Raw genomic sequence first — 19,371 nt, 5'->3', positions numbered from 1 at the left:
ACAGGCGGACGCGCAATGGCAAGAGAGAGCAAAACGCTGAAAACAACAATGATGCTTACGCTCATTATCATATTGAGCAAAACCGCTGGTTTTGCCCGCGAGATCGTACGCAGCGCTACCTTTGGGCAAACCATCCAGAACGACGCCTATTCCTTTGCATATTCACTGATTACCATACTGATGATCCTGTTTTCAACAGGCATTGGTTCCACCTTTATCCCGATTTACACCAAAAATCGTTTGAACCGCGGGGAGGAAAGCGCGAACCGTTACGCAAGCAGCATATTGAACCTGTACATTATTTGCGCAATCGTGGTAAGCGTGATCGGCTTTTTTGTTACGCCTGCCATATGTGGCCTGATCTGGCAAAACCCCGAGGGCCTCGACCTCACCATAAAGCTGACGCAGATGATGTTTCCCGCGCTTGTGTTTTGGGCGGTTTCCGGCGTGCTGACCAATGTGCTCAACGCGCGCAAAATATTCATCCCCGAACAGCTTACCAATTTTTCTCTGAGCTTTTGCATGATCTTTGCGTGCATGGCGTTTGGCTCGATTGAAGCGGTGGCGGTGGCAACGGCGATTTCCGCCGCACTGCAAATTTTGATCCTGATCCCGTATCTTCGAAAAAATTACCGCTATGAACGCGTTATGGATGTGCGAAACCCGGAGATCAAGCGCACCTTTTTGCTGGCTGTTCCTGCTGTGATCAGCATGGCGTTTGACGAGATCAATAATATGGCGGATAAGTTTTTTGGCACAGCAATGGGCACGAGCGTTGTGACGGCGCTTGGCAACAGCTATACGCTTGTGCAAGCGGTGCTTGGCATCCTCGTTGTGCCGATTACGACGATTATGTTTTCGCAGCTTTCCCAATATGCGGCGTTAAAGCAGCACGATAAGCTGAAAAGCACGGTACGGCAGTCTCTGGAGATTGTCGCGCTGATTACGTTGCCGATTATCGTAGTTGCGTTTGTAAACAGCCAGGACATCATCGGCATGTTTTACCAGCGGGGCAAATTTACTCTGGAAAACACGCTTTTTACCGCGCCGATTTTTGCGTTTTACATTTTGGGAATCTTTGCCTTTGGAATGCGTAATTTCCTTACGCGCGTATTTTATGCGCTGCAGCTCAACAAAATCCCGATGTTCATCGGCATTTTTTCCGTGACGCTCAATATTGTGCTGGATATGCTGCTTAAGGATGTTTTGGGAGCGAAGGGTCTTACGCTTGCAACCTCGGTAGCGAGCTTTGCCGGCGCGATCATCATGATCATTGTATTGCGTAAGCGGATCGGCAATATGCACCTGAAACGAAGCAGCGTACAGTTTATCAAAATATTGATCGCGGCAGGGGCCTGCGCTGTAGTGACGATCCTGCTGCACCAGTTTTTGCCGATCGAAGGAACGGATTTCGGACATAATGCCGCGCGGCTGCTGTCGAGCGGCCTTTCAGGGATCGCAGTGTTTGCCATCGTCGCGTATCTTTTGAAAATTGAAATGGCGGGAAAGCTGATGCGCGGGGCGAAAAACAGGTTGAGACGGAAAAAAACATAAAAAAAGCAGGAACATCTCCTGCTTTTTTGTTATCCTTTTTCGGCCGCAAGCTGCTCAGCCTTCCTCTTCTTCTGTACGCTGTGCCATGCGACGATCTCGCCGACCGCAACAGCGCTTGCCACGCCCACAACCAGCGGAACGTTGAGCGTTTGGCCGCCTTCCGGCGTTTCGTTTATGAAGGTAAAGAAGAGCGTCATGCAAAGCAGGAAAAACGGGATGGCTGCAACGAGGAAAATCCGCACCTTACCGCCTTTGACGCGATAAGGCCGTTCCCTGTCCGGATCGATTTTTCGCAGCCTCCAGAATGAGGGAAATAAAAACAGGTAACACGCCAACAGCAAATCTACGTTGAGCGCGAAGAACATCCAGAACACATCCGTTCCGCTGCCTGAAAGCTCCATAACGGCGGCTACCGTAAGGAGTATGGAGATCACGACGCCGTTTGTCAGGTTGGCGCCCAAGGGCATGCCTTCCTTCTTGCTTTTGGAGGCAAGGAATTTGGGCAGCGTGCCATACTGTGCGGCGTGCTGCGTCACATAGTTGACTCCCAGCGACCACGTCAGCATATTTGTTACGAGCGTAAACAGGAACAACAACCCACAGATCAGTACGAGAAGCCCTCCCTGGGAACCGGCAAGGATGCGCAGGCTGTCGATAAAGCCGCTCGCTTTGGAAAGCTCAGCCGTTGGGATCGCTACGCCGATGCCAAAGGATGCAAAGAGGTAAAACGCTGTGATGAGGATACCGCCGCCGATGATGGCACGGGGCAGCTCCTTTTTGGGGTTCTGCATATCGCCCGCATAGGTGGTAACCACCTCAAAGCCGATAAAGTTGAAAATAATGATTGAGATAAAGGAAAGACCCGCTGCGTTTGGGAGGAAATCCGTAAACGAGGTAGCGGGATTGGCGACTCCGCGTGTCAGGGCTGCATAAACGCCCAAGCCGCCCAGCACAAGGATAAGGCCTGCCTTCAAAAGCGCGCCGATGTTTACGAGCCACTTGCTTTCGCTGATGTGGAAGTTGGAAAGCAGCACCACCAGCCACACAATGCCGAGCTGCACAAAAAGCGCGGTAAGGGGAGGAATTGGTATTCCCGTCGTCGCGGTAAAAACCTGCGTAAACATTACGAGCGTAGATGTGATCCAGATTGGAAAATTGATCCAGTAATAAAACGCCGCGCGTGAACCGGTGCGTATACCAAACGCGCGTTTTACCCAGTCGCATAGTCCGCCCTCATCCTCATAGGCTGTTCCAAGCTCTGCGTTGACAAGGCCGTAAGGAATAAAAAAACCGAGCAACAGCAGAATCCACCAGAAATACTGTGAATTTCCAATCGCCGCGGCGGGCGCGACCGCGTCTATCGTCAGCACGACGCACACGGCAGCTAAAATGGCATCAAACAGTCGAAGTTTTTTCTTTGCCATAGCGTTATCCTTTACAAATGAAATCGGATATGAAATATACCTTATGGTAACACGTTCCCTGTAAAATGATAATGCGCACAGGAGGAATGGGAAGCTGTTTCCGCAATGTGAATGATTGTTACATACAGCGTAAAAATATTCCATATCAAAAGGAAAAAAGCGGGTACTGCAAGGATTAATCCCGCAGAACCCGCCGGTTTCACCTTTTATGCTTTCATTTATAACCGTTTCTCGATTGCCGTAATCATTGTTTCAAGCGTTTTGATACGCGCATAGCGCTTATCGCCCGCTTCGATTGCAGTCCATGGTGCAAAATCCGTATTGGTATAGCGGAACATATCGTTTACCGCTGCGGTATAAAGATTCCACTTGTCGCGGTTGCGCCAGTCCTCCTGCGTGATCTTCCACTGCTTTTCAGGGGTATTTTCACGCTCTTCAAAACGCCGGAGCTGTTCGTCCTGGTCGATTGCCAGCCAGAATTTGAAGATGACAGCACCCCAGCGGTGCAGCATATATTCAAATTCGTTGATCTCGTTATATGCCTGGTTGATACGTGAAACAGGCGTGAAACCCTCTACGCGTTCCACAAGCACCCTCCCATACCATGTGCGGTCAAAAATACCAAAATGGCCTGTGCGCGGCAACGCCTTCCAGAACCGCCACAAATACTGATGGGAAAGCTCGTCCGGCGTGGGAGCGGCAATGGGAGTAACCGAATAACCGCGTGCGTCAAGCGCGGAAGCAACCCGCCTGATATTGCCGCCCTTACCGGCGGCGTCATTTCCCTCGTAAGCTATGATAACGGGTATTTTTGCAAGATATAGCTTGTTTTGCAGCTTGAAGAGTTTTTTCTGCAGACTTTTGAGCCGTTCCTTGTATTCTTCCTCCGCAATGGCTTTGGTCAGGTCAAGCTCTTCGATGGTTTTGTGCGGCAGGAGATGAAAGCATGGTTTGACCTGCGGAGCAAAGTCCGTTTCCTGTGCCGGTTTTTCCTCCCTGATTTTTAAGGCGGATTCCAGCTCGTCCGCAATCGAAGAAAAAACAGTGGCACGAACATACCGTTTGTCCGTCGCGGCAACAGGCCGCCAGGGAGCGTAGGAAGTATTTGTGGCCTCGAGCATTTGGTCAGAAATTTCCATGAGCTCCTTATGAAATTTCAGGTTTTTAAAATCTGCTTTGTTTACGCGCCACGATGTGCTTTTGACACGTTTTAATTTTTCAAAGCGTTTTTTCTGTTCTTTTTTGTCGATATACAGGAAATATTTCAAAATCAGGTAACCGTCGTCCGTGAGCTGGCGCTCAAACGTATTGATTTCCTCAAAATAGCGGGTATATTTTCCCTTGCCGGTTTTCCTGCCGAAACGGCGGAACCATCCGCCATACCAGCTGCGGTCATAAATCGCCATGCGGCCATAGGCGGGCATTTGTTTTGCAAAGCGTGCAAGCCACGGCACGCGCAGGTCGCCTGGTTCAGGATCCTGTGTATTGAACACCGTAAAGCCACGCGCGTCAAAATGCAGGATCAGGGAATTTACCATAGCGCCTTTTCCGGCGGCGGAAGGGCCTTCAAAAAGGATGATTACAGGGATTTTTGCCTGTATAATCCTTTGTTGCAGCATCGTAAGCCGCGGCCCCAATGCTTCTGCAATGGGGGCGTATTCTTCCTTTGACAGCTTCCGGGTTAAATCAAGTTCCTTTAACATGATAAGGCCTCGTTTCTTTCTTTATTAAGACAGGGCTTGCCCAAACGATCTGCGCGCGTATGCAGATAACTGCCCATAACGGAATCTTTGGGAATGCAAAAGTTGAAATGCTTTCAGGCAGTTCTATCATAATCCGGTTTTGCAGAAATATCAAATAAAACAAAGAACACGGCGTGGAAAGTCGTAATTCCGCCGTGTTCCGTTATTGCTGTAGAGGTTTGATTAATAGCTTTCGAACAGCTTTACTCCCTTTGTCATCAGGGACCTGTAAATAAGGAGGCTCAGGATGACCATGAGCGCAAGCATGATGAACAGGACAAGCCCGCCAAAAAGGACTGCGAGTATTGCGGGTAAAATCGTGATCAGGAAACCTACCAGCATCACAACCAGCGTGGCTTTGCTGTTTTTGATGACGGATACCTCGTTGGTCCAGTCAAGGTTCACGTTGTGCAGGTTACAATATAAGCCGAACAGCGCGATAAAATACCCGTATGCAAGCGGCAGCAGGTACATCAGGATCACGCCGGTAATATCGGGCTTCAAGGCGATACTAAACAGTGTCGCATTGATGATAACCGCCGGATAATACAGTGTGAGCGCAACATTAATCTTTGCCTTGAGCACGTCGCGTGTGTCCACCGGCAGCGAGCGCACGAGCCACAGCGTCTTTCCCTCCAGCGAAACGGAGGAGGAAGTGGTGCAGGAAATGACGATAAAGAATGAAAGCGCGATTGGCCCGGCTGTGGAAAGCAGTCTGGCAAAACCCGGAATATCCGCGTATACGCCAAGCCCGTCCACACCCGCAACCACGAGCACTACAGATACCACTGTAAGCAGGAGTAACCCTACCGCCGTATTCAGCACATATTGCGACGAAGAAAGGTAACGCTTCATTTCCCGCTTGTACAGCGCGCGCTTGGGCGTAGTCTGCTTCAGCTCTGTCATTTTGTAACCACCCGCAGCGCGGTTGGTTGTGAGTGCGGTATTGATTTTCCCAAAAGATTTGGCGATCACCGCAACAAAGGCAGCGAACGCACCCAGGGAAATCAGCAGGAACAGCAGCAGGGAAAGGCCGTTGCCACTCAGAGCCTGCGAATACAGCGCCGTCATAGGATACACCTTCACAAGCACATCGTTAATCGTCCCGCCAAGGTTTGCGAAATTGATCAGGATACTGTCCGAATTGGTCCAGAATCCAAGCCATACGACCATAAACGCCATAAAGAAAATGATCGTAAATATGACGTTAAAGCCGTTTTTACGCTTGAAACGGGAGGCGGCCATTGCAATCAGCGAGCCGATGATTGTAGCCAGGATAATCGGCAGCATGGGAATTGCAATCAGCGTGACAACATAAAGCAGATAAAAAATTGCGGGTGGGGAAACCACGATTGCATAGGCGATTGCCGCCGGTACCATCAGCATCAGCACAAACAGGATGTTCATGCCATAAAGGATCAAAATGCGGCTGCTGATGATCGTGCTGGTTTTAATGGGCAGGGACATCAGCATATCGTAGTCCTTAAAGCCAAACAGCGTACCGTTCACCTTATAGATCGACGTGAACAACGTCACAAGCGACGCCGCCATCATCATAATGTTAAGCATAATATATTCCGCGCCGATTGCCTGCAGGCTGTAGGTCATTCCAAGCGCCATTGCAAACACTGCAAACAAAATCAGTATATAGCAGATGATAAGAAGCACGCTCATGCCGGTTGACCTGCCCGCAGCCTTTTTGTCGGTGGAAAATTTTGCTTTGTTAAAACCAAACGAGGTTTTGATATGTATTTTGATTAATGTACCAAGATTATTCATCGATTAACTCCATAAATACGTCTTCCAGACTTTCGTCGCCCTTGACGTCCTCAATTTCTCCCGCGCGCATCAGCTTGCCGTTTTTGATGATGGCGATTTTGTTGCAAAGCTTCTCGGCAACCTCCAGCACGTGAGTGGAGAAAAAGATCGCTCCGCCGTTGTCGCACAGCTCGTGCATCAGCTGCTTAACCGTATGCGCCGCCTTGGGATCGAGGCCGACAAACGGTTCGTCGAGCACCATAAGCTTTGGTTTGTGGATGAGCGCGCCTATGATGGCAAGCTTCTGCTTCATACCATGCGAATAGGATGAAATCAGGTCTCCAAGGTTCTGTGTAATTTCAAACAGGTCGGCGTAGTGTGAAATCAGCTCCTCGCGTTCGCCCTTTGGAATCACAAAGACGTCGCCGATAAAATTAAGATACTGGATTCCTGTCAGGTTCTCATAAAGATCCGGGTTATCCGGAATATAGGCGGTGATTCGTTTGCAATCCACAGGACGCTCGCGGATGGACATCCCGTCGATTTCGATTTGTCCTTCATCAAAGTCCATGATGCCGACTACAGCTTTGATGGTGGTTGTCTTTCCTGCGCCGTTGTGACCGATGAATCCGTAGATGTCGCCGTCTTCAACGCTAAGCGAAAGGTTGTCCACCGCTTTTTTTCCGCCTTTGTAGGTTTTGGTAAAATTCTTAATCGTTAACACTTTTTGCTCCTTTCAACCAGAACAGAACTCATAATTGCCGTTTTTTTAAGGAAGCTTCCCCCTGAAAACATCTTCATTATAATACGTGGTCATATGACTGTCAATGATTTTCATGTGATTTTTATAAAATATTAAGAATTGGCTTTTTAATCCATTTTAATGTTACAGGAAAGTGGTGTGTTTATGATTATTGCAGTTTGCCAAATAGTTGCGCAGCAAGTATTTGTTAGAAGCTGCTATGCAGAGAACGCGGCGCAGCCATGCGACGCCATAAGTTAATACGCTGTACAAAAAGGAAGGAGATCAGAAAAACTATGAATTTAAAGATAAGTGTGTTTTTCAGGGCGATTCCACTTATGATGGGCGCAATATGCCTTGCCTTTGGGATTTATGTCCGGCAGATGGCGGTTGGGGATGGATTTATCATTGCGGGAAACGTAATCATTTCATTGACGGCTATTTGTATCGCACTTTACGCAACGGCGGCGACCATCATCCGCCAGATTATCAGCCATTACACGAAAGCGGACAGGATTTTGCTGCCCATACTTGGCTATGCTGCGGGAATTGCAGCCGTAGTATGTGGTATTATGTTGTTTTCCCATGAATCGGTATCTGCGGACGTGGTTTCAGGCAACGTTGTGTTTGGCGTTGGGCTGATTGCATGCTGCGTGGCGACTGTGGCCATATCGTCAGGAAAATTTTCCAGAATACCGCTTAACTCGGCGAACCTGAAGGATGGTGAGGTGGCGAGGGACGGCTATTCCAAAACGACTTATTACGTTTATTTCAGCATCCCCGTGATCTGCGCCGCGATTGCACTCATACGCGGCGTTTATTTGCTGTCGCTGGGAACTACGCCGGGCTTTGTAGCGGGGCACGTTATGATTGGTCTGGGGCTGATCTGCGCGAGCCTGATTGCGCTTGTGGGCACGGTGTTGCGGCAGATACAGAACCTGTTCACAGGGAAAGAACGCTGGAAATGGTCTGTTTTTGTGGCGTGCATGGGAACGGTGTGCCTTGTCTGGGGCATATTGTTGATGAATCCATATTCGGCTGCGGCGGTCGCGCCAGGGTTTGTACTGGTAGGTCTGGGACTCATATGCTACAGCGTATCGAGTAAGGTTTTGCTGCTTGCCTCGGTATGGAGGAGAAAGGCGCCACTGGGCAAACGGATTCCGCTCATTCCTGTTATGACAGCGCTTTGCTGCCTTTTTATTGCAGCGTTTTTGTTTGAAGCATCCTATGCAAATCCGAATTTTTTTGTACCGGCGCATATCATGGTGGGCCTTGGGGCGGTTTGCTTTACCCTGTTTGCAATCGTGTCCATTTTGGAGAGCGGAACCGCAAAGCTGGAGACATGACCTTGCCGCTTGTGGTACAATAAAGAAAAAAAGGGAACGGAGGCGCGTTCATGAACTATATTATCGACAGGTTTGAGGGGGCATATGCCGTTGTGGAGCTGGAAAATAAAAAAATGGTGTCTGTTCCATGCGAAGCGCTGCCCGACTGTGTGCAGGAAGGCGACGTCATCAAGGTGACGATCGATCAGGAAGAGACGCGCGCGCGGGGAGAGCGAATCCAGAAGCGCGTAAAGAAACTGTTTCATAAATAAAAAAGAAGCGGATATGGCAACTCCCCAAAAAGATAGTAAATAATAGCTGCCAAACAGGATTAACGCAAAAAGGCCAATGGGCAAAATTTGCCCATTGGCCTTTTTGCATCGACATTTTAACCCCCATTTTGGGGATTCAGGTACAAACACCTTACCTCTTAAAAAGTACGCTTTGGATCATTTCATATGCAATTTCTTGTACAGGATTCAACATTATCATGATTTAAACCACCTTAAAGATTATTCGACTGATACTTATTTTTAAGGCAAATCAGAAAAGAAATCAGCATAATCAACACCAAAAATTTGATGTAACGCTATCAACTCGCTAATGCGTATGTTGTATGTACCTAATTCAATTTGTGAATAAGCGCTTCTTGACATACTACAACCCATAATTTCCAGTTGAGCGACGACCTGCTCTTGTGTAAGCCCTGATGCGTTACGAAGTCTTTGGATTGTTGAACCTATTGAAATATCTTGTCTAAGTTTTTGTGACATGATTATATCTCCCGATTGTTGCTATAAATACATTGCATTCTTTTCTTTACAATATCAGAAAAAAGATTTATAATTGCAATTAATACATTGCAATTATAAATTAGTTACGAGGAGATACATACTAATGTCAAATAAAAAAGTATTGGAAAGTTTAGAGCAAAATATAGAGGGCGTGGAGCAGCTGGTATATTTCATACAATACAACGAAGAATTGACGGCTGATGAGTTGATGATAGATATTGAAATAGATCGCTATAAAATTTCTGGAAAAGGTTCCTTTTTGGATGCTTCGGATTGTGTTAGTAGTGAGGGGACATATACGGGATATTGCCACCGACCACACTCGCCAAAAACGAAGAAACGGCATAGCGGAAAACCGCTATACCGTTTCAAATACTCATATTATCTTATGTAGGCGCCGCATATTCCGCTTCTTTTTTTATGCCAGCAATTCTTTGACCATTTCGAGGGGGATATCCATCCGCACGGCGATTTCTTCCGGGGAAAGCCCCTGGTTTTGAAAGCGTGCACAAACATTTTCCATTGGTTCGCCTACTTCAATGATGTGGTAGTCGGGATCGTAAAACCGCACGCCGCGCTGTCCCCACGGGTGCTCCTGGACATCGTGCACATATTCGATGGGAAGGGAATGCAGCTTTTCAACGAAACCGTCAAAATCTGCTTCCTCAAAATACAACTCAGCATCGTTTCCATGATATACGATCTGCCCGTCCGGTTTGTGGATAAAATCCTTCCACGATTCCCTTGTCTGCAAAGACATTCCGCCTGTTAGGGTGACGTTCGCGCCAAAATCACAGATGACGCACAGGCCGAGCACCTCGCTGTAAAATTGTTTGGAGCGTTCCATGTCGTCAATGACGAGCAACGGGGCAACATATTTCATTCCAAGTACCTCTCTTTTTTGATTGATAATAGATATTTACTCCTGCTGCGCGGCGATATCGCCTGCAGCGGTAGCGATTACTTTGGTGCCAAGGTCGATCTCCACGTTTCCTTTTATTACGCCAACATTACTGAAAACTTCTGTTTTGACGTCAATATTACCCTGCACGCCGCGCCTGCGGGCTTCATCGGCAGCCGCGCTTTGCGCTTCGGCCCGTGCAATGCAGACCGCTTCGTCAAGCTCTTTTACAGCAATGCTTTTATCCCTGCCAAAAACCGTATAGCCGGTAATCCCGCCCGGCCCGTAGGAGGGGGCGATCTCGATGACCGCGGTTGCGTTTACATTGCCTACAATCGCGCCGACTGCGTTTGCCACTCCCGCATATTCCGGAATCCGGCAAACGGTGTGGAGCGCCTTTGCTACGTCCGGCAGGAAGATATGCGTGGGCGCGCCAATGCCAACCAAGACGGCTTTGGTAGAAAAGTCGGCGCTTGTAAAACCACGCGGTGATTTGGAGGCTTCCCAGCTTTGGGAAATCAGCTCTTCAAGCTGGGGGCCGATTCCATCCGCGCGCAGGGATTCATATTCATCCTGCAATAAAATACGTACGATATTGCAATACATTTTCTTTTTGACCATGTCGTATACAGATTCGCAAAAATCCATAAGCGCGTCCTTCGTATCGCTTTCCTGATCGTCCGTCAGGCCGAGCGAACGCATCAGGAATGTTGCGGCAAGCGCCGGGGCTGCCGTATCATAGCGGTTAAAATCGCCCTTGATGTGCATGATATCCGTGGGCGTCAGGCCGCACCGCATCAGGACGCCTTCCTTTTCCAGCCGCTGCGTGTCGAGCGTATACAGGTCGAGGCCGATTGCTTCGGCGGCTTTGCCAATCGGAAGGGGGCCGTCCTTTAAAACATCGCAAAGTGCAATTTCCCGTTCGGAATAATTGCCGCGGTCGGGCATGGCTTTTATCAGGTAAAAAAATTCATGCAACGGAAAGGAAAGGTGCCTGTTGCCGGATGCGATCAGGCGCCTAAGCTCCTGCGTTATGGAAGGCCAGGCCTGCGCGGCGACGCATATGGGCGTTACCCTGCGCGTATCGAGGGCCAGCCGCCCGTCCACAAGGCGAATCGCGCTGTCTCCCCCGAGGCCGAAGGTATCGATAAATATCCCTTTGACAAAAGTTTTCCATTTGCCAATGCTGACGCCATCCTTCACTTTGACGGGTTCGCCGTTTTTTACAAGGGAAATATCCGTTGTGGTACCGCCCATATCGATTATGACGCTGTCCTTTTCGCCAGTCAGCTTAAGACCGCCGAGCACGCTTGCAGCAGGGCCGCATAAAATGGTCTCAACGGGCCGGAGCATAGAAAATTCCTCAGACATCAGGCTGCTGTCGCTTCTGACGATCACAAGGGGCGCGTCTACGCCGCGCTCCTTGAGGGAGGCCTTGACGGCGGCAAGAAATTCGCGGATAACGGGAAGCAATTTTGCGTTAAGAAGCGTACTTGCTCCGCGCTGTACGGAATTAAGCTCTGAAAAAAGCTCGTGGCCGCATATGAGTGGGAAATCGTAACGCCGGGAAAACGCCTGCTTTGCTTTCTTTTCGTAAACCGCGCCGTTTTTCATGGCGTACAGCTCGACAATGCCAAGGCTGTCGGCGTCCTGCAGCCAATTTGCCGTACCGTTCAGCAGCTCGTCAAAATCAGGCTCGATTATGTTGCCGCTCCCATCCTTTTTGATATCGTAAAAGAAAAGCTCTCCATTGTCTGAAAGGCCGTAATCTGCGCCTACCCAGTCAATGATTTTTTTTTCGATTCCCATGAGCAGCAGCCGGGCGCGGCCTCCCTTATTTTCCACACAGGCGTTTGTGGCAAGCGTTGTGGAAAGGGAAACGAGCTGCGCTTTTTGCAGGTATTCTTTGGGAAGCCCGTCAAGAGCGCCGCCAATACCAACAGATAAGTCTTCCCTGGTGGTAAGCGCTTTCGCACAGGCCAGTATTTCCTGGCTTGCAAAATTATAAATGACAGCGTCCGTGTAGGTACCGCCCGTATCGATGCCGATGCCGAGTTTCATGTTTTCCTCCGGGGATAAGGATATAATTTATATAGTATAAATTTAAAAATCGATTTTGTCTTGTAAAATTATGAAGGGTTTCTACACGGATATGCGCGGGCGCCGGATTTGGCGGTTGGGAAATATGACCGGTGCGGGCGGTTGAGTTTTCCTTTCTGGCTTGCCATATTGCTGAAAAAGCTTTCAACAATAACAAAAAAACGGCATAGGAATCTCCTGTGCCGTTTTCATATTATATAGGCTATGCCAAAACCGTTTTTTACGTTTTGGGGATGCGGGCACGCCTTGAAGTACCGACTGGCTCGGCCTTTAGCCGGAAGGGCTGCCGATTCAAATAATAGGAAATATTAGTTCCATTCAGCCAGTCCCTTACCTCTTCCTTTTTGAGGAGAAGGGGCATACGGATGTGGTACAGCATCAGATATTTGTTTGGTCTTGAGCGCAACAGCGTATAATGGTCAACCGGCTCGCCGTTTTCATCAGAATGCCTGCAAAATCCGGCAAGGTAAAAAATAGCGTCGGCAGAATCGTGGAAATAGGTTTTATGCCACTTTTTCCGCAGGGGCTCCTTTTTCCATTCGTAAAATCCGGTAACAGGAACCGCAACCGGGTAGCGCAGCAGGCATCTCCTGAGGGAGCGTTCATGAAGAGCCATATCGCTCTCCACCTGATATATATATTTTCTGTTTTCAATCTCAGGGATACCCCAGGCCATTGGCTTTGCTTCTATATTATTGTTGCTGCTAATCGTTAAGACCGGCGAGATATCGTTGGGGTTTTTATCGCCCGCATCCATTTGAAAACCGTTGTATTTACTGTTGGCTTCGCTCAGGATCGAACGAATTTCAGGTGTTGCGCCGTTTTGGCTGAATTGTTCACACATAAAGCCTGCCCTCCTTTCAAAACCGAGTGAATTGAAAAGGCTGTGAATTGGTTATCACAGCCCTCTCGGTTAACTGTTACACATTTGTGCCTTGGAAGTATCAATTTGATGAAAAACGTTCTGCGATCCACTGCACAAGCCCTACGATCGAGAAGATAATCAAAAGGATTCCGAAGATCGCGCCAATCGCGTTTCCGCCTGCGATCATACTGACAATGATAATAATACCAAGTGCGAGAATAATCGCCGCGAGAATCATTTTGGCAAGCCAGCCATTGCCGGAATTCTTTGCCTTAAACGCATTTGAAAGGCTGATTGCACCTTGGATGATGGCCCAGATACCTACGATCAGGGGAAGAATTACACCCGCCGTCGGCCCGTTGAACAATATCAGCAGGATTCCGAGGATCAGCAGGACTACAGGCAATACATATGCGCTGCCCGTTTTGATGTGGCGCGAATAGTCCATGATAATGTTGATAGCGCCATAGGCGATAAGGGCGATGCCCAAAATAATTACGATTGCCTGCATTCCACCTACGGGGTTTGCAAGCAGCGCAATGCCGATTACGAAGAGTATGATAAACAAAATCAAATTAAATAAGTTATTCGATTTTGACCCTTCACTTTTTTGTGTCATTCCAGTCATTTTAAAACACTCCTTTTCAATGAAATCAATAATCTTTCTCCACACACTTTGTTTGTGAATTTGTGTAACATAAATACACGCGCAAAAATCACTTAAACAAAATAATGCGAGACTGTCAAAATTTTAATGTTCACCGCAAATATGCTTTTTGTAGGGAAATACCGGCCTTATAGTAAGGCCTTTATATAATTTGTAGAAAGTCTGATCCAAGGGAGTGCCAAAATCAGAAAACAAAATGATCCGAAAAGATTTTAATGTAAAAATGTTTCTCAAATCTGTTTATCCAAAATGCGGGGGGTTAAATTATTGTCACGATAACATTGCACCGCATGACGGTGCGAAAAATGAAAGGAAGTGTAACAAAATGTCCAGAGAAGAGAAAATTGCAAAATTACAGGAAGACCTTACGGAAGAAAAGAGCAGATGAAAAGCTGGAAAAAATCAACGCAAAATTAAAGGTGGAAGAGCTCAAAACAGAGAAAAAGCTGACAAAGCTTGAAAATCAAAGAGACGTTGAAATGAAAAAAACCCAGCTTGAGAGCGCGAAAATAGAGAACAATACGCGCATCGAGCAAAAAGCACAGGAAAAGGATACCGCTAAAGATATCCGGCAAAATGTCAGGTAACTGAAGAATAAAAATCGGTTGCGCATGGATGCGGATTGCATTTTGTAAGAAACGCTGATGGGCGGGTATTACAGGCGCTACCAAACAGAAATGGAGATGTTAAAAATGGCACAAACACAACAAAAATCAACGGGAAAAGGCGTGGGCGAGGTGCTCGGCGACGTTCTGAACCAGGCAAAGGAAGGTATTATGTCCTTTGGGGAAACCATCGCAAGCAAATCAAAGGAAGTGATGGATAACACAAGGCTCAATACGCAGAAGGCGCAAATCAAAGGCGAAAACGATATGTATTACCAGAAGCTCGGACAGCTTGTCCGTGAAAAAAGGGAATACACAGACGAAATGGACAGTATCGCAAATAAAATTGCCGAAAACGAGAAGCGTCTCGAGGACGTTGAAGCGCAGCTTAATGAAATGAACGGCACAGCCAGCTCGGACAGCGGCAATAAAGACCAGAAATCCGGAAGCAGCAATTCGTCCGCCAAAACCGGTTCGTCCTCAAGCAGCTCCGCGAGCGGCGGTTCGAAGAGCAAAAGCAGCTCTGCAGGCAGCTCTAAGAGCGCAGGTTCGTCCGGCAGCACTGCGAAAAGCCAGAGCAGCCAGAAAACCACAAAAAGCTCTGCATCCGGAAATCAAAAGACAGTGAAAAAGGAAACGACCAAAAGCGGCTCCGGTTCAAACAGCCATAAGGAGACAAAGAAAACAGTCAGTAAAAAATCCTGACAGGCAAAGAACAAACATAGGATATTGAAAAAATCTGGAGGAAACAAAAATGGAAACAAAGAAAACAACAAAATCAACGCCGCATAAAACGGTAGACAAAGAGGTCAAAAAATACGCAGACGGCAGCAAGCACGTTGAAAAAACAACGGCAAAGAAAAGCCCTGCCGGCACAACCAAGGTAGAACACAAGGTAAAGAATAAGTAGGCGTGCAAAAGCCAGCGGACAGAGTAAAAAATCACAAACAATCCCCGAAGGGAGTTTGTGATTTTTTTATTGCGATATTGTCAAAATCGAATTATGTGGCGCAAACTACGTTCACGCCTTCCGGAAATGGTTCGCCGTCAAGCTCCTCTGGGACCTCGTCTGTGATCAAAAAATCGATATAGTCCGTAAAATCTGCAAATTTTCCCAGATAGGTCTCGCCGAATTTGGTACGGTCGGCAAGGATGAACCGCAGCTTTGCGGAATGCAGCATGGCAACCTTAACCGCCGCTTCGTCAAAAGAGGGGCAGGAGTAGCCGTACTGCGAACTGATACCGTTTGCGCCCAAAAAGCATTTATCCGCACGCAGCCGGCTGAGCGTATCGGCGGTGATTGTACCCACTGAAGAATTAGAAGCCGGAACCAAAAGGCCGCCCGTATGGAAAACGTCAATCTTCGGGTTAACGCCCAGAATGGAAACGATATCAAAGGAATTTGTGATGACGGACACGTGTTTCAAATCACCCTGCGCCATCAGCTTCGCAAGCTCTAAAACCGTAGTGGAACAATCCATCAGCAACGCGTCGTTATCGTCGATAAATTCGTACGCCTTTTGTGCGATTTTCCTTTTCTCATCCATATTACGCACCAGAAGCTCTGTGCGGTCGTCCACCTTGGAGACAGGAGATATGGCAATCGCGCCACCGTGTACGCGCCGCACCTTTTTTTGTTCGTCAAGTTCTTCAAGATCGCGGCGAACCGTAACCTCTGTGATTTTGAGCTCCCGGCTCAAATCTACAACCTTTACAAATTTACGCCTGTTGACAAGCTCCAAAATAAGAAGCTTTCGTTCTGCAGCCAGCATGGAAAGGACCTTCGTTTCTTTTGTATTTTTATTATCGTATCAAATCAGGCTTAAAAAAGCAATAGTACAGGTGTGCGAAAAGGAAAAAATATGTTCGAATATTTTCGGTTTAAAAATGGATGTAATATAAAAATATTTCTCTGTTTAAAGGAAAACAGATATGAACACAAGACGTATGCTTTTCCCAATACAGCATTCTGGCATCAAAAACGAAACGAAATGATCAATGATTGGCAGATCAAAAATAGTTCAATTTACCTGACCGCCTGAAACAGGAACCGCAGGCAGAATCAAACGGATCGTGAAAATCTTTTTCAATGCGGCTTTTGCTTTCTTTCAATAGACACATTTTTTGGCTTCATCAGCAAAAGCTGCAATTAATTGCGGATCGGCGTCAAAATAGTTGTCTGAGGTGCACAGAATATACCCTCCGCCTTCCCCAGCCGTACGAAAGCATTCGCGTACCGCTTCGCGCGTTTCCTGAGACGTGCACCCGGTGAGATAATGGAACTGGTCGAAGCCGCCGATCATGCAAACCCTGTCGCCGATGCGGCGTTTGGCCTCGGCAAGATCCGCATCCCCGCCCATAGCCGGCGGCGTAAAGGTTTCCATAGCATCCGGGCCCATATCTGCAATTCGTTCCAAAAACGGCATCATGCCGCCACAGGTGTGGTAAGAGACGCGCTGCCCCATCTCATGCAGCAACGAGATCAACCTGCTGTCGTAGGGGGCAACAAAGTTATCGAATATCATTGGATTGATGACTGTGCTCGAGGCGTCCCCGCCGCCAAGCTCGTGGATGTCGTAGTTTGCGCCTTCGAGTGAACGAATGTAATGGGCCTTGCGTTCAAAGAGGATTTGAAGGAAGGCGTGTATCCATTCAGGATCATCATAAGCTGCCATAATCATGTTTTCCACACCGTGCAGGCAACACGCATCCTGCCATGTACCCGGTTGGCCAAAGATATCAAAACAGCAAATCCAGCCGCGCACAAGTCCGCGCTCTGCGAACTCCGCGGCCTGCGCGTTGATATCCTGCACATCGCACACCGGCTTTGTCGCATACTTCGCGATGATATCGATATCGCTTTTTTCCTTAACGAGATGTTCCACCACCCAGCTTGTGTGTTCGTTGCTTTGCAGTATCATAGTGAGTGTTTTTTCCGGTGTGACAAAGTTGTATTTTGTGGTGGGGTAGTTTTGCCCGGGGATTTCTTCCGGGATAATACGCCAGTTATCTGAGGAAATCCTGCGCGATTCCAGAAAACCGACCTCCTTTTGCAATGGATCGAAATATTCTCCTTTTGTGCCGTCTCCCTTATGCGAGATGGTCCATAGGATAGGATCTACTCCCGTTACGTCAAAAAATTCGTTTACGCTTATGCCATCCATATGGTTTTTCAGGAAGGACGGCATGACAAAGTGGTTGGCGACAGGCAGTCTGTCCGGTTTTTTACGTTCCAGGGCAGTTAAAAATCTTTGCTTTGCGCTCATAGTCATAGGTCAAACACTCCTTTTTGTTTGGATAATGGAATAAATGTTACATAATGTGTTATAAAATGTTGCTATTTGTATCTGAGTATAAATGGAGAGCAGAAAAAAGTCAATGGCATAAATAGGCAATAAACATCGTTATTAAAACAAATTGCATGACATGAAATAAATTTAAAAAAGTATAGATCAAATCAAATTATAAAAATTCATCAAAAAACGGTATTGACAAAATTCAATGTATAACATAATATAACAATTACAAACACAAAATAACAAATCTAACTTGCTCTGTCAGCGAATTTCCAAAATAATAATGAATGACGTAATAGTTTTTTGCGATATTTTTCGCAAAGGGAAGAAGATAAAGACATTTATATTAAATAGTAAAAGGAGAGGAAAAAGATGAAAAAATCAATGAAACTGATCTGTCTGCTGGTTGCGGTACTCATGTTTGCAGGCGCGTTTGCGGGATGCGCGCAGCAACCGGCGGAAGGAAACGGAGCCCCTGCGTCCGATGCCGGGGAGCCTGCCGCAGGCGATTCGACTGCGAAAGACAGCGCTGGCGCTGCCCCTGCGGCGGAGGGCAAGCTTTCCGGGGAGGGTAAGACGATAGGCGTTTTGTTCGACTTCCTTCAGGTAGAACGCCGTGTGCTTGCAAAGAACTATCTGGAGCAGTATGCAAAGGAAGCCGGTTTGGAATTGATATTCCTTGATGCGAACGGAGATGAAAAGGTTCAGATGCAGCAGGCGGAAAACCTGATCACAAAGGAAGTGGATGCGCTCGTGGTACTTGCACAGAATGCAGAAGCCGCAAAGCCTATGGTAGACCAGGCGAAGGAAGCGGACATTCCATTCATCGCGATCGACAGGATGATCCCGGATGCGGATATCGATTACTATATCGGCATGAATAATGATGCGATCGGCGATATGATGGCGCAATATGTGTACGACCTGTGTCCCAAGGGAAATTACGTATTGATCTCCGGCGCGCCTACGGATCCTAACTGCCAGGTATATAAAGACGGCTGGATGCGTGTGATCGGCGACGCAGTCGATAAGGGCGATATCAAAATTGTAGGCGACGCGGCAAGTGAAAACTGGGATCCGAATATTGCCTATGAAAACGTTGAAAATTTCCTGACAGTGAATAACGACGAGGTGGATGTAATCCTCGCGATGAACGATGGCACGGCAGGCGGCGTGGTACAGGCACTCAAGGGAAGGAACCTCAATGGAAAGGTGCTTGTTACGGGGCAGGACGGCGAGCTTGCGGCTTGCCAGAGAATCGTGGCGGGAGACCAGACGATGACCGTATGGAAGCCGGATAACGAGCTTTCAAGGCTGGTGATCGACGCGTGCCTGAAAATCGTAAACGGACAGGAACCCGACATCAATGGTTCGATTAACAACGGCGTGAAGGACGTTCCAGCGGTTTTGGTTGATCCGGTACCGGTCGGTAAGGACAATATGGACAGCACGATTATTGCGGCAGGCTACTATCCAAAGGAAGACGTTTATTCGAAAACGGCTGAATAAAGGGCTAAGGGCTCTGTAAGGAAGCCCGGAGGGTAAAAACCTCCGGGACTTCCTTAAAAGATCGGCGGGAACGTAAGTTCCCCTGGAAT

Annotated in this window: 19 protein-coding genes; 8 read left to right on the top strand and 11 right to left on the bottom strand. The window is 47.8% G+C overall.

Annotated elements, in window-relative coordinates; translation table 11 throughout:
- Window positions 1-15 precede the first annotated feature (15 nt).
- Window positions 16-1,554, top strand: coding sequence for a murein biosynthesis integral membrane protein MurJ (murJ, locus tag CHK_RS07100; protein WP_046443330.1), 1,539 nt, complete (start codon window positions 16-18; stop codon window positions 1,552-1,554).
- A gap of 29 nt (window positions 1,555-1,583) precedes the next feature.
- Here murJ and CHK_RS07095 read toward each other — a convergent pair whose 3' ends face one another.
- From CHK_RS07095 to CHK_RS07080, 4 genes are all read right to left on the bottom strand, one after another.
- Window positions 1,584-2,978, bottom strand: coding sequence for an APC family permease (locus CHK_RS07095; protein ID WP_046443329.1), 1,395 nt, complete (start codon window positions 2,976-2,978; stop codon window positions 1,584-1,586).
- A gap of 218 nt (window positions 2,979-3,196) precedes the next feature.
- Window positions 3,197-4,681 carry a polyphosphate:AMP phosphotransferase gene (gene pap, locus CHK_RS07090; RefSeq protein WP_046443328.1) on the bottom strand — a complete coding sequence of 495 codons (1,485 nt, stop codon included), beginning with the start codon at window positions 4,679-4,681 and terminating at the stop codon, window positions 3,197-3,199.
- 222 nt (window positions 4,682-4,903) lie between these two features.
- The gene (locus CHK_RS07085; protein WP_046443327.1) at window positions 4,904-6,499 is read right to left on the bottom strand and encodes a hypothetical protein; all 1,596 of its coding nucleotides are present in this window, start codon (window positions 6,497-6,499) and stop codon (window positions 4,904-4,906) included.
- The gene (locus CHK_RS07080; RefSeq protein WP_046443326.1) at window positions 6,492-7,202 is read right to left on the bottom strand and encodes an ABC transporter ATP-binding protein; all 711 of its coding nucleotides are present in this window, start codon (window positions 7,200-7,202) and stop codon (window positions 6,492-6,494) included. Before CHK_RS07080 ends, CHK_RS07085 begins: the two co-directional genes overlap by 8 nt.
- A gap of 314 nt (window positions 7,203-7,516) precedes the next feature.
- On the opposite strand from CHK_RS07080, the gene CHK_RS07075 reads away from it, so the two are divergent.
- On the top strand, window positions 7,517-8,566 hold the full coding sequence (locus CHK_RS07075; protein ID WP_046443325.1) for a DUF2776 family protein: 1,050 nt from the start codon (window positions 7,517-7,519) through the stop codon (window positions 8,564-8,566).
- 50 nt (window positions 8,567-8,616) lie between these two features.
- A complete protein-coding gene (locus CHK_RS07070; protein WP_046443324.1) occupies window positions 8,617-8,817 on the top strand; it encodes a DUF3006 domain-containing protein in 201 nt (66 codons plus the stop codon).
- Between the two features lie 261 nt (window positions 8,818-9,078).
- Here CHK_RS07070 and CHK_RS07065 read toward each other — a convergent pair whose 3' ends face one another.
- Window positions 9,079-9,318, bottom strand: coding sequence for a helix-turn-helix domain-containing protein (locus tag CHK_RS07065; protein ID WP_046443323.1), 240 nt, complete (start codon window positions 9,316-9,318; stop codon window positions 9,079-9,081).
- A gap of 124 nt (window positions 9,319-9,442) precedes the next feature.
- On the opposite strand from CHK_RS07065, the gene CHK_RS07060 reads away from it, so the two are divergent.
- A complete protein-coding gene (locus CHK_RS07060) occupies window positions 9,443-9,733 on the top strand; it encodes a hypothetical protein (protein WP_046443322.1) in 291 nt (96 codons plus the stop codon).
- A gap of 24 nt (window positions 9,734-9,757) precedes the next feature.
- On the opposite strand, the gene CHK_RS07055 is transcribed toward CHK_RS07060, so the two are convergent.
- From CHK_RS07055 to CHK_RS07040, 4 genes are all read right to left on the bottom strand, one after another.
- Window positions 9,758-10,222, bottom strand: coding sequence for a VOC family protein (locus CHK_RS07055; RefSeq protein ID WP_046443321.1), 465 nt, complete (start codon window positions 10,220-10,222; stop codon window positions 9,758-9,760).
- A 36-nt stretch (window positions 10,223-10,258) separates the two neighbouring features.
- Entirely contained in the window at window positions 10,259-12,301 is a 2,043-nt protein-coding gene (locus CHK_RS07050; protein ID WP_052740439.1) for a hydantoinase/oxoprolinase family protein, read from the bottom strand.
- 259 nt (window positions 12,302-12,560) lie between these two features.
- Window positions 12,561-13,184: an SOS response-associated peptidase family protein gene (locus tag CHK_RS07045; RefSeq protein ID WP_046443320.1), complete on the bottom strand. Its 624-nt coding sequence runs from the start codon at window positions 13,182-13,184 to the stop codon at window positions 12,561-12,563.
- A 100-nt stretch (window positions 13,185-13,284) separates the two neighbouring features.
- Window positions 13,285-13,833: a DUF308 domain-containing protein gene (locus CHK_RS07040; protein WP_046443319.1), complete on the bottom strand. Its 549-nt coding sequence runs from the start codon at window positions 13,831-13,833 to the stop codon at window positions 13,285-13,287.
- Between the two features lie 344 nt (window positions 13,834-14,177).
- On the opposite strand from CHK_RS07040, the gene CHK_RS07035 reads away from it, so the two are divergent.
- The 3 genes from CHK_RS07035 (at window position 14,178) to CHK_RS16600 (ending at window position 15,387) form a co-directional block, all read left to right on the top strand.
- On the top strand, window positions 14,178-14,459 hold the full coding sequence (locus CHK_RS07035) for a hypothetical protein (protein ID WP_131924716.1): 282 nt from the start codon (window positions 14,178-14,180) through the stop codon (window positions 14,457-14,459).
- Window positions 14,460-14,564: 105 nt separating this feature from the next.
- Window positions 14,565-15,182 (top strand): hypothetical protein, encoded by a 618-nt coding sequence (locus CHK_RS07030; protein ID WP_131924719.1) that lies wholly within the window; start codon window positions 14,565-14,567, stop codon window positions 15,180-15,182.
- Window positions 15,183-15,231: 49 nt separating this feature from the next.
- Window positions 15,232-15,387, top strand: coding sequence for a hypothetical protein (locus CHK_RS16600; protein WP_160295610.1), 156 nt, complete (start codon window positions 15,232-15,234; stop codon window positions 15,385-15,387).
- 91 nt (window positions 15,388-15,478) lie between these two features.
- On the opposite strand, the gene CHK_RS07025 is transcribed toward CHK_RS16600, so the two are convergent.
- On the bottom strand, window positions 15,479-16,249 hold the full coding sequence (locus CHK_RS07025; protein ID WP_052740438.1) for a DeoR/GlpR family DNA-binding transcription regulator: 771 nt from the start codon (window positions 16,247-16,249) through the stop codon (window positions 15,479-15,481).
- 336 nt (window positions 16,250-16,585) lie between these two features.
- Window positions 16,586-17,749 (bottom strand): uroporphyrinogen decarboxylase family protein, encoded by a 1,164-nt coding sequence (locus CHK_RS07020; protein WP_046443316.1) that lies wholly within the window; start codon window positions 17,747-17,749, stop codon window positions 16,586-16,588.
- Between the two features lie 396 nt (window positions 17,750-18,145).
- Between CHK_RS07020 and CHK_RS07015 the strand changes: the two genes are divergently transcribed.
- Window positions 18,146-19,282, top strand: a complete 1,137-nt coding sequence (locus CHK_RS07015; protein WP_052740437.1) for a sugar ABC transporter substrate-binding protein — start codon at window positions 18,146-18,148, stop codon at window positions 19,280-19,282.
- The last annotated feature ends 89 nt before the right edge of the window (window positions 19,283-19,371 follow it).

This window comes from Christensenella hongkongensis (assembly GCF_000981035.1).
GTDB lineage: Bacteria > Bacillota > Clostridia > Christensenellales > Christensenellaceae > Christensenella > Christensenella hongkongensis.
Note: the sequence above shows the minus strand (reverse complement) of the source record. Positions and strands in the feature narration are given on the sequence as shown.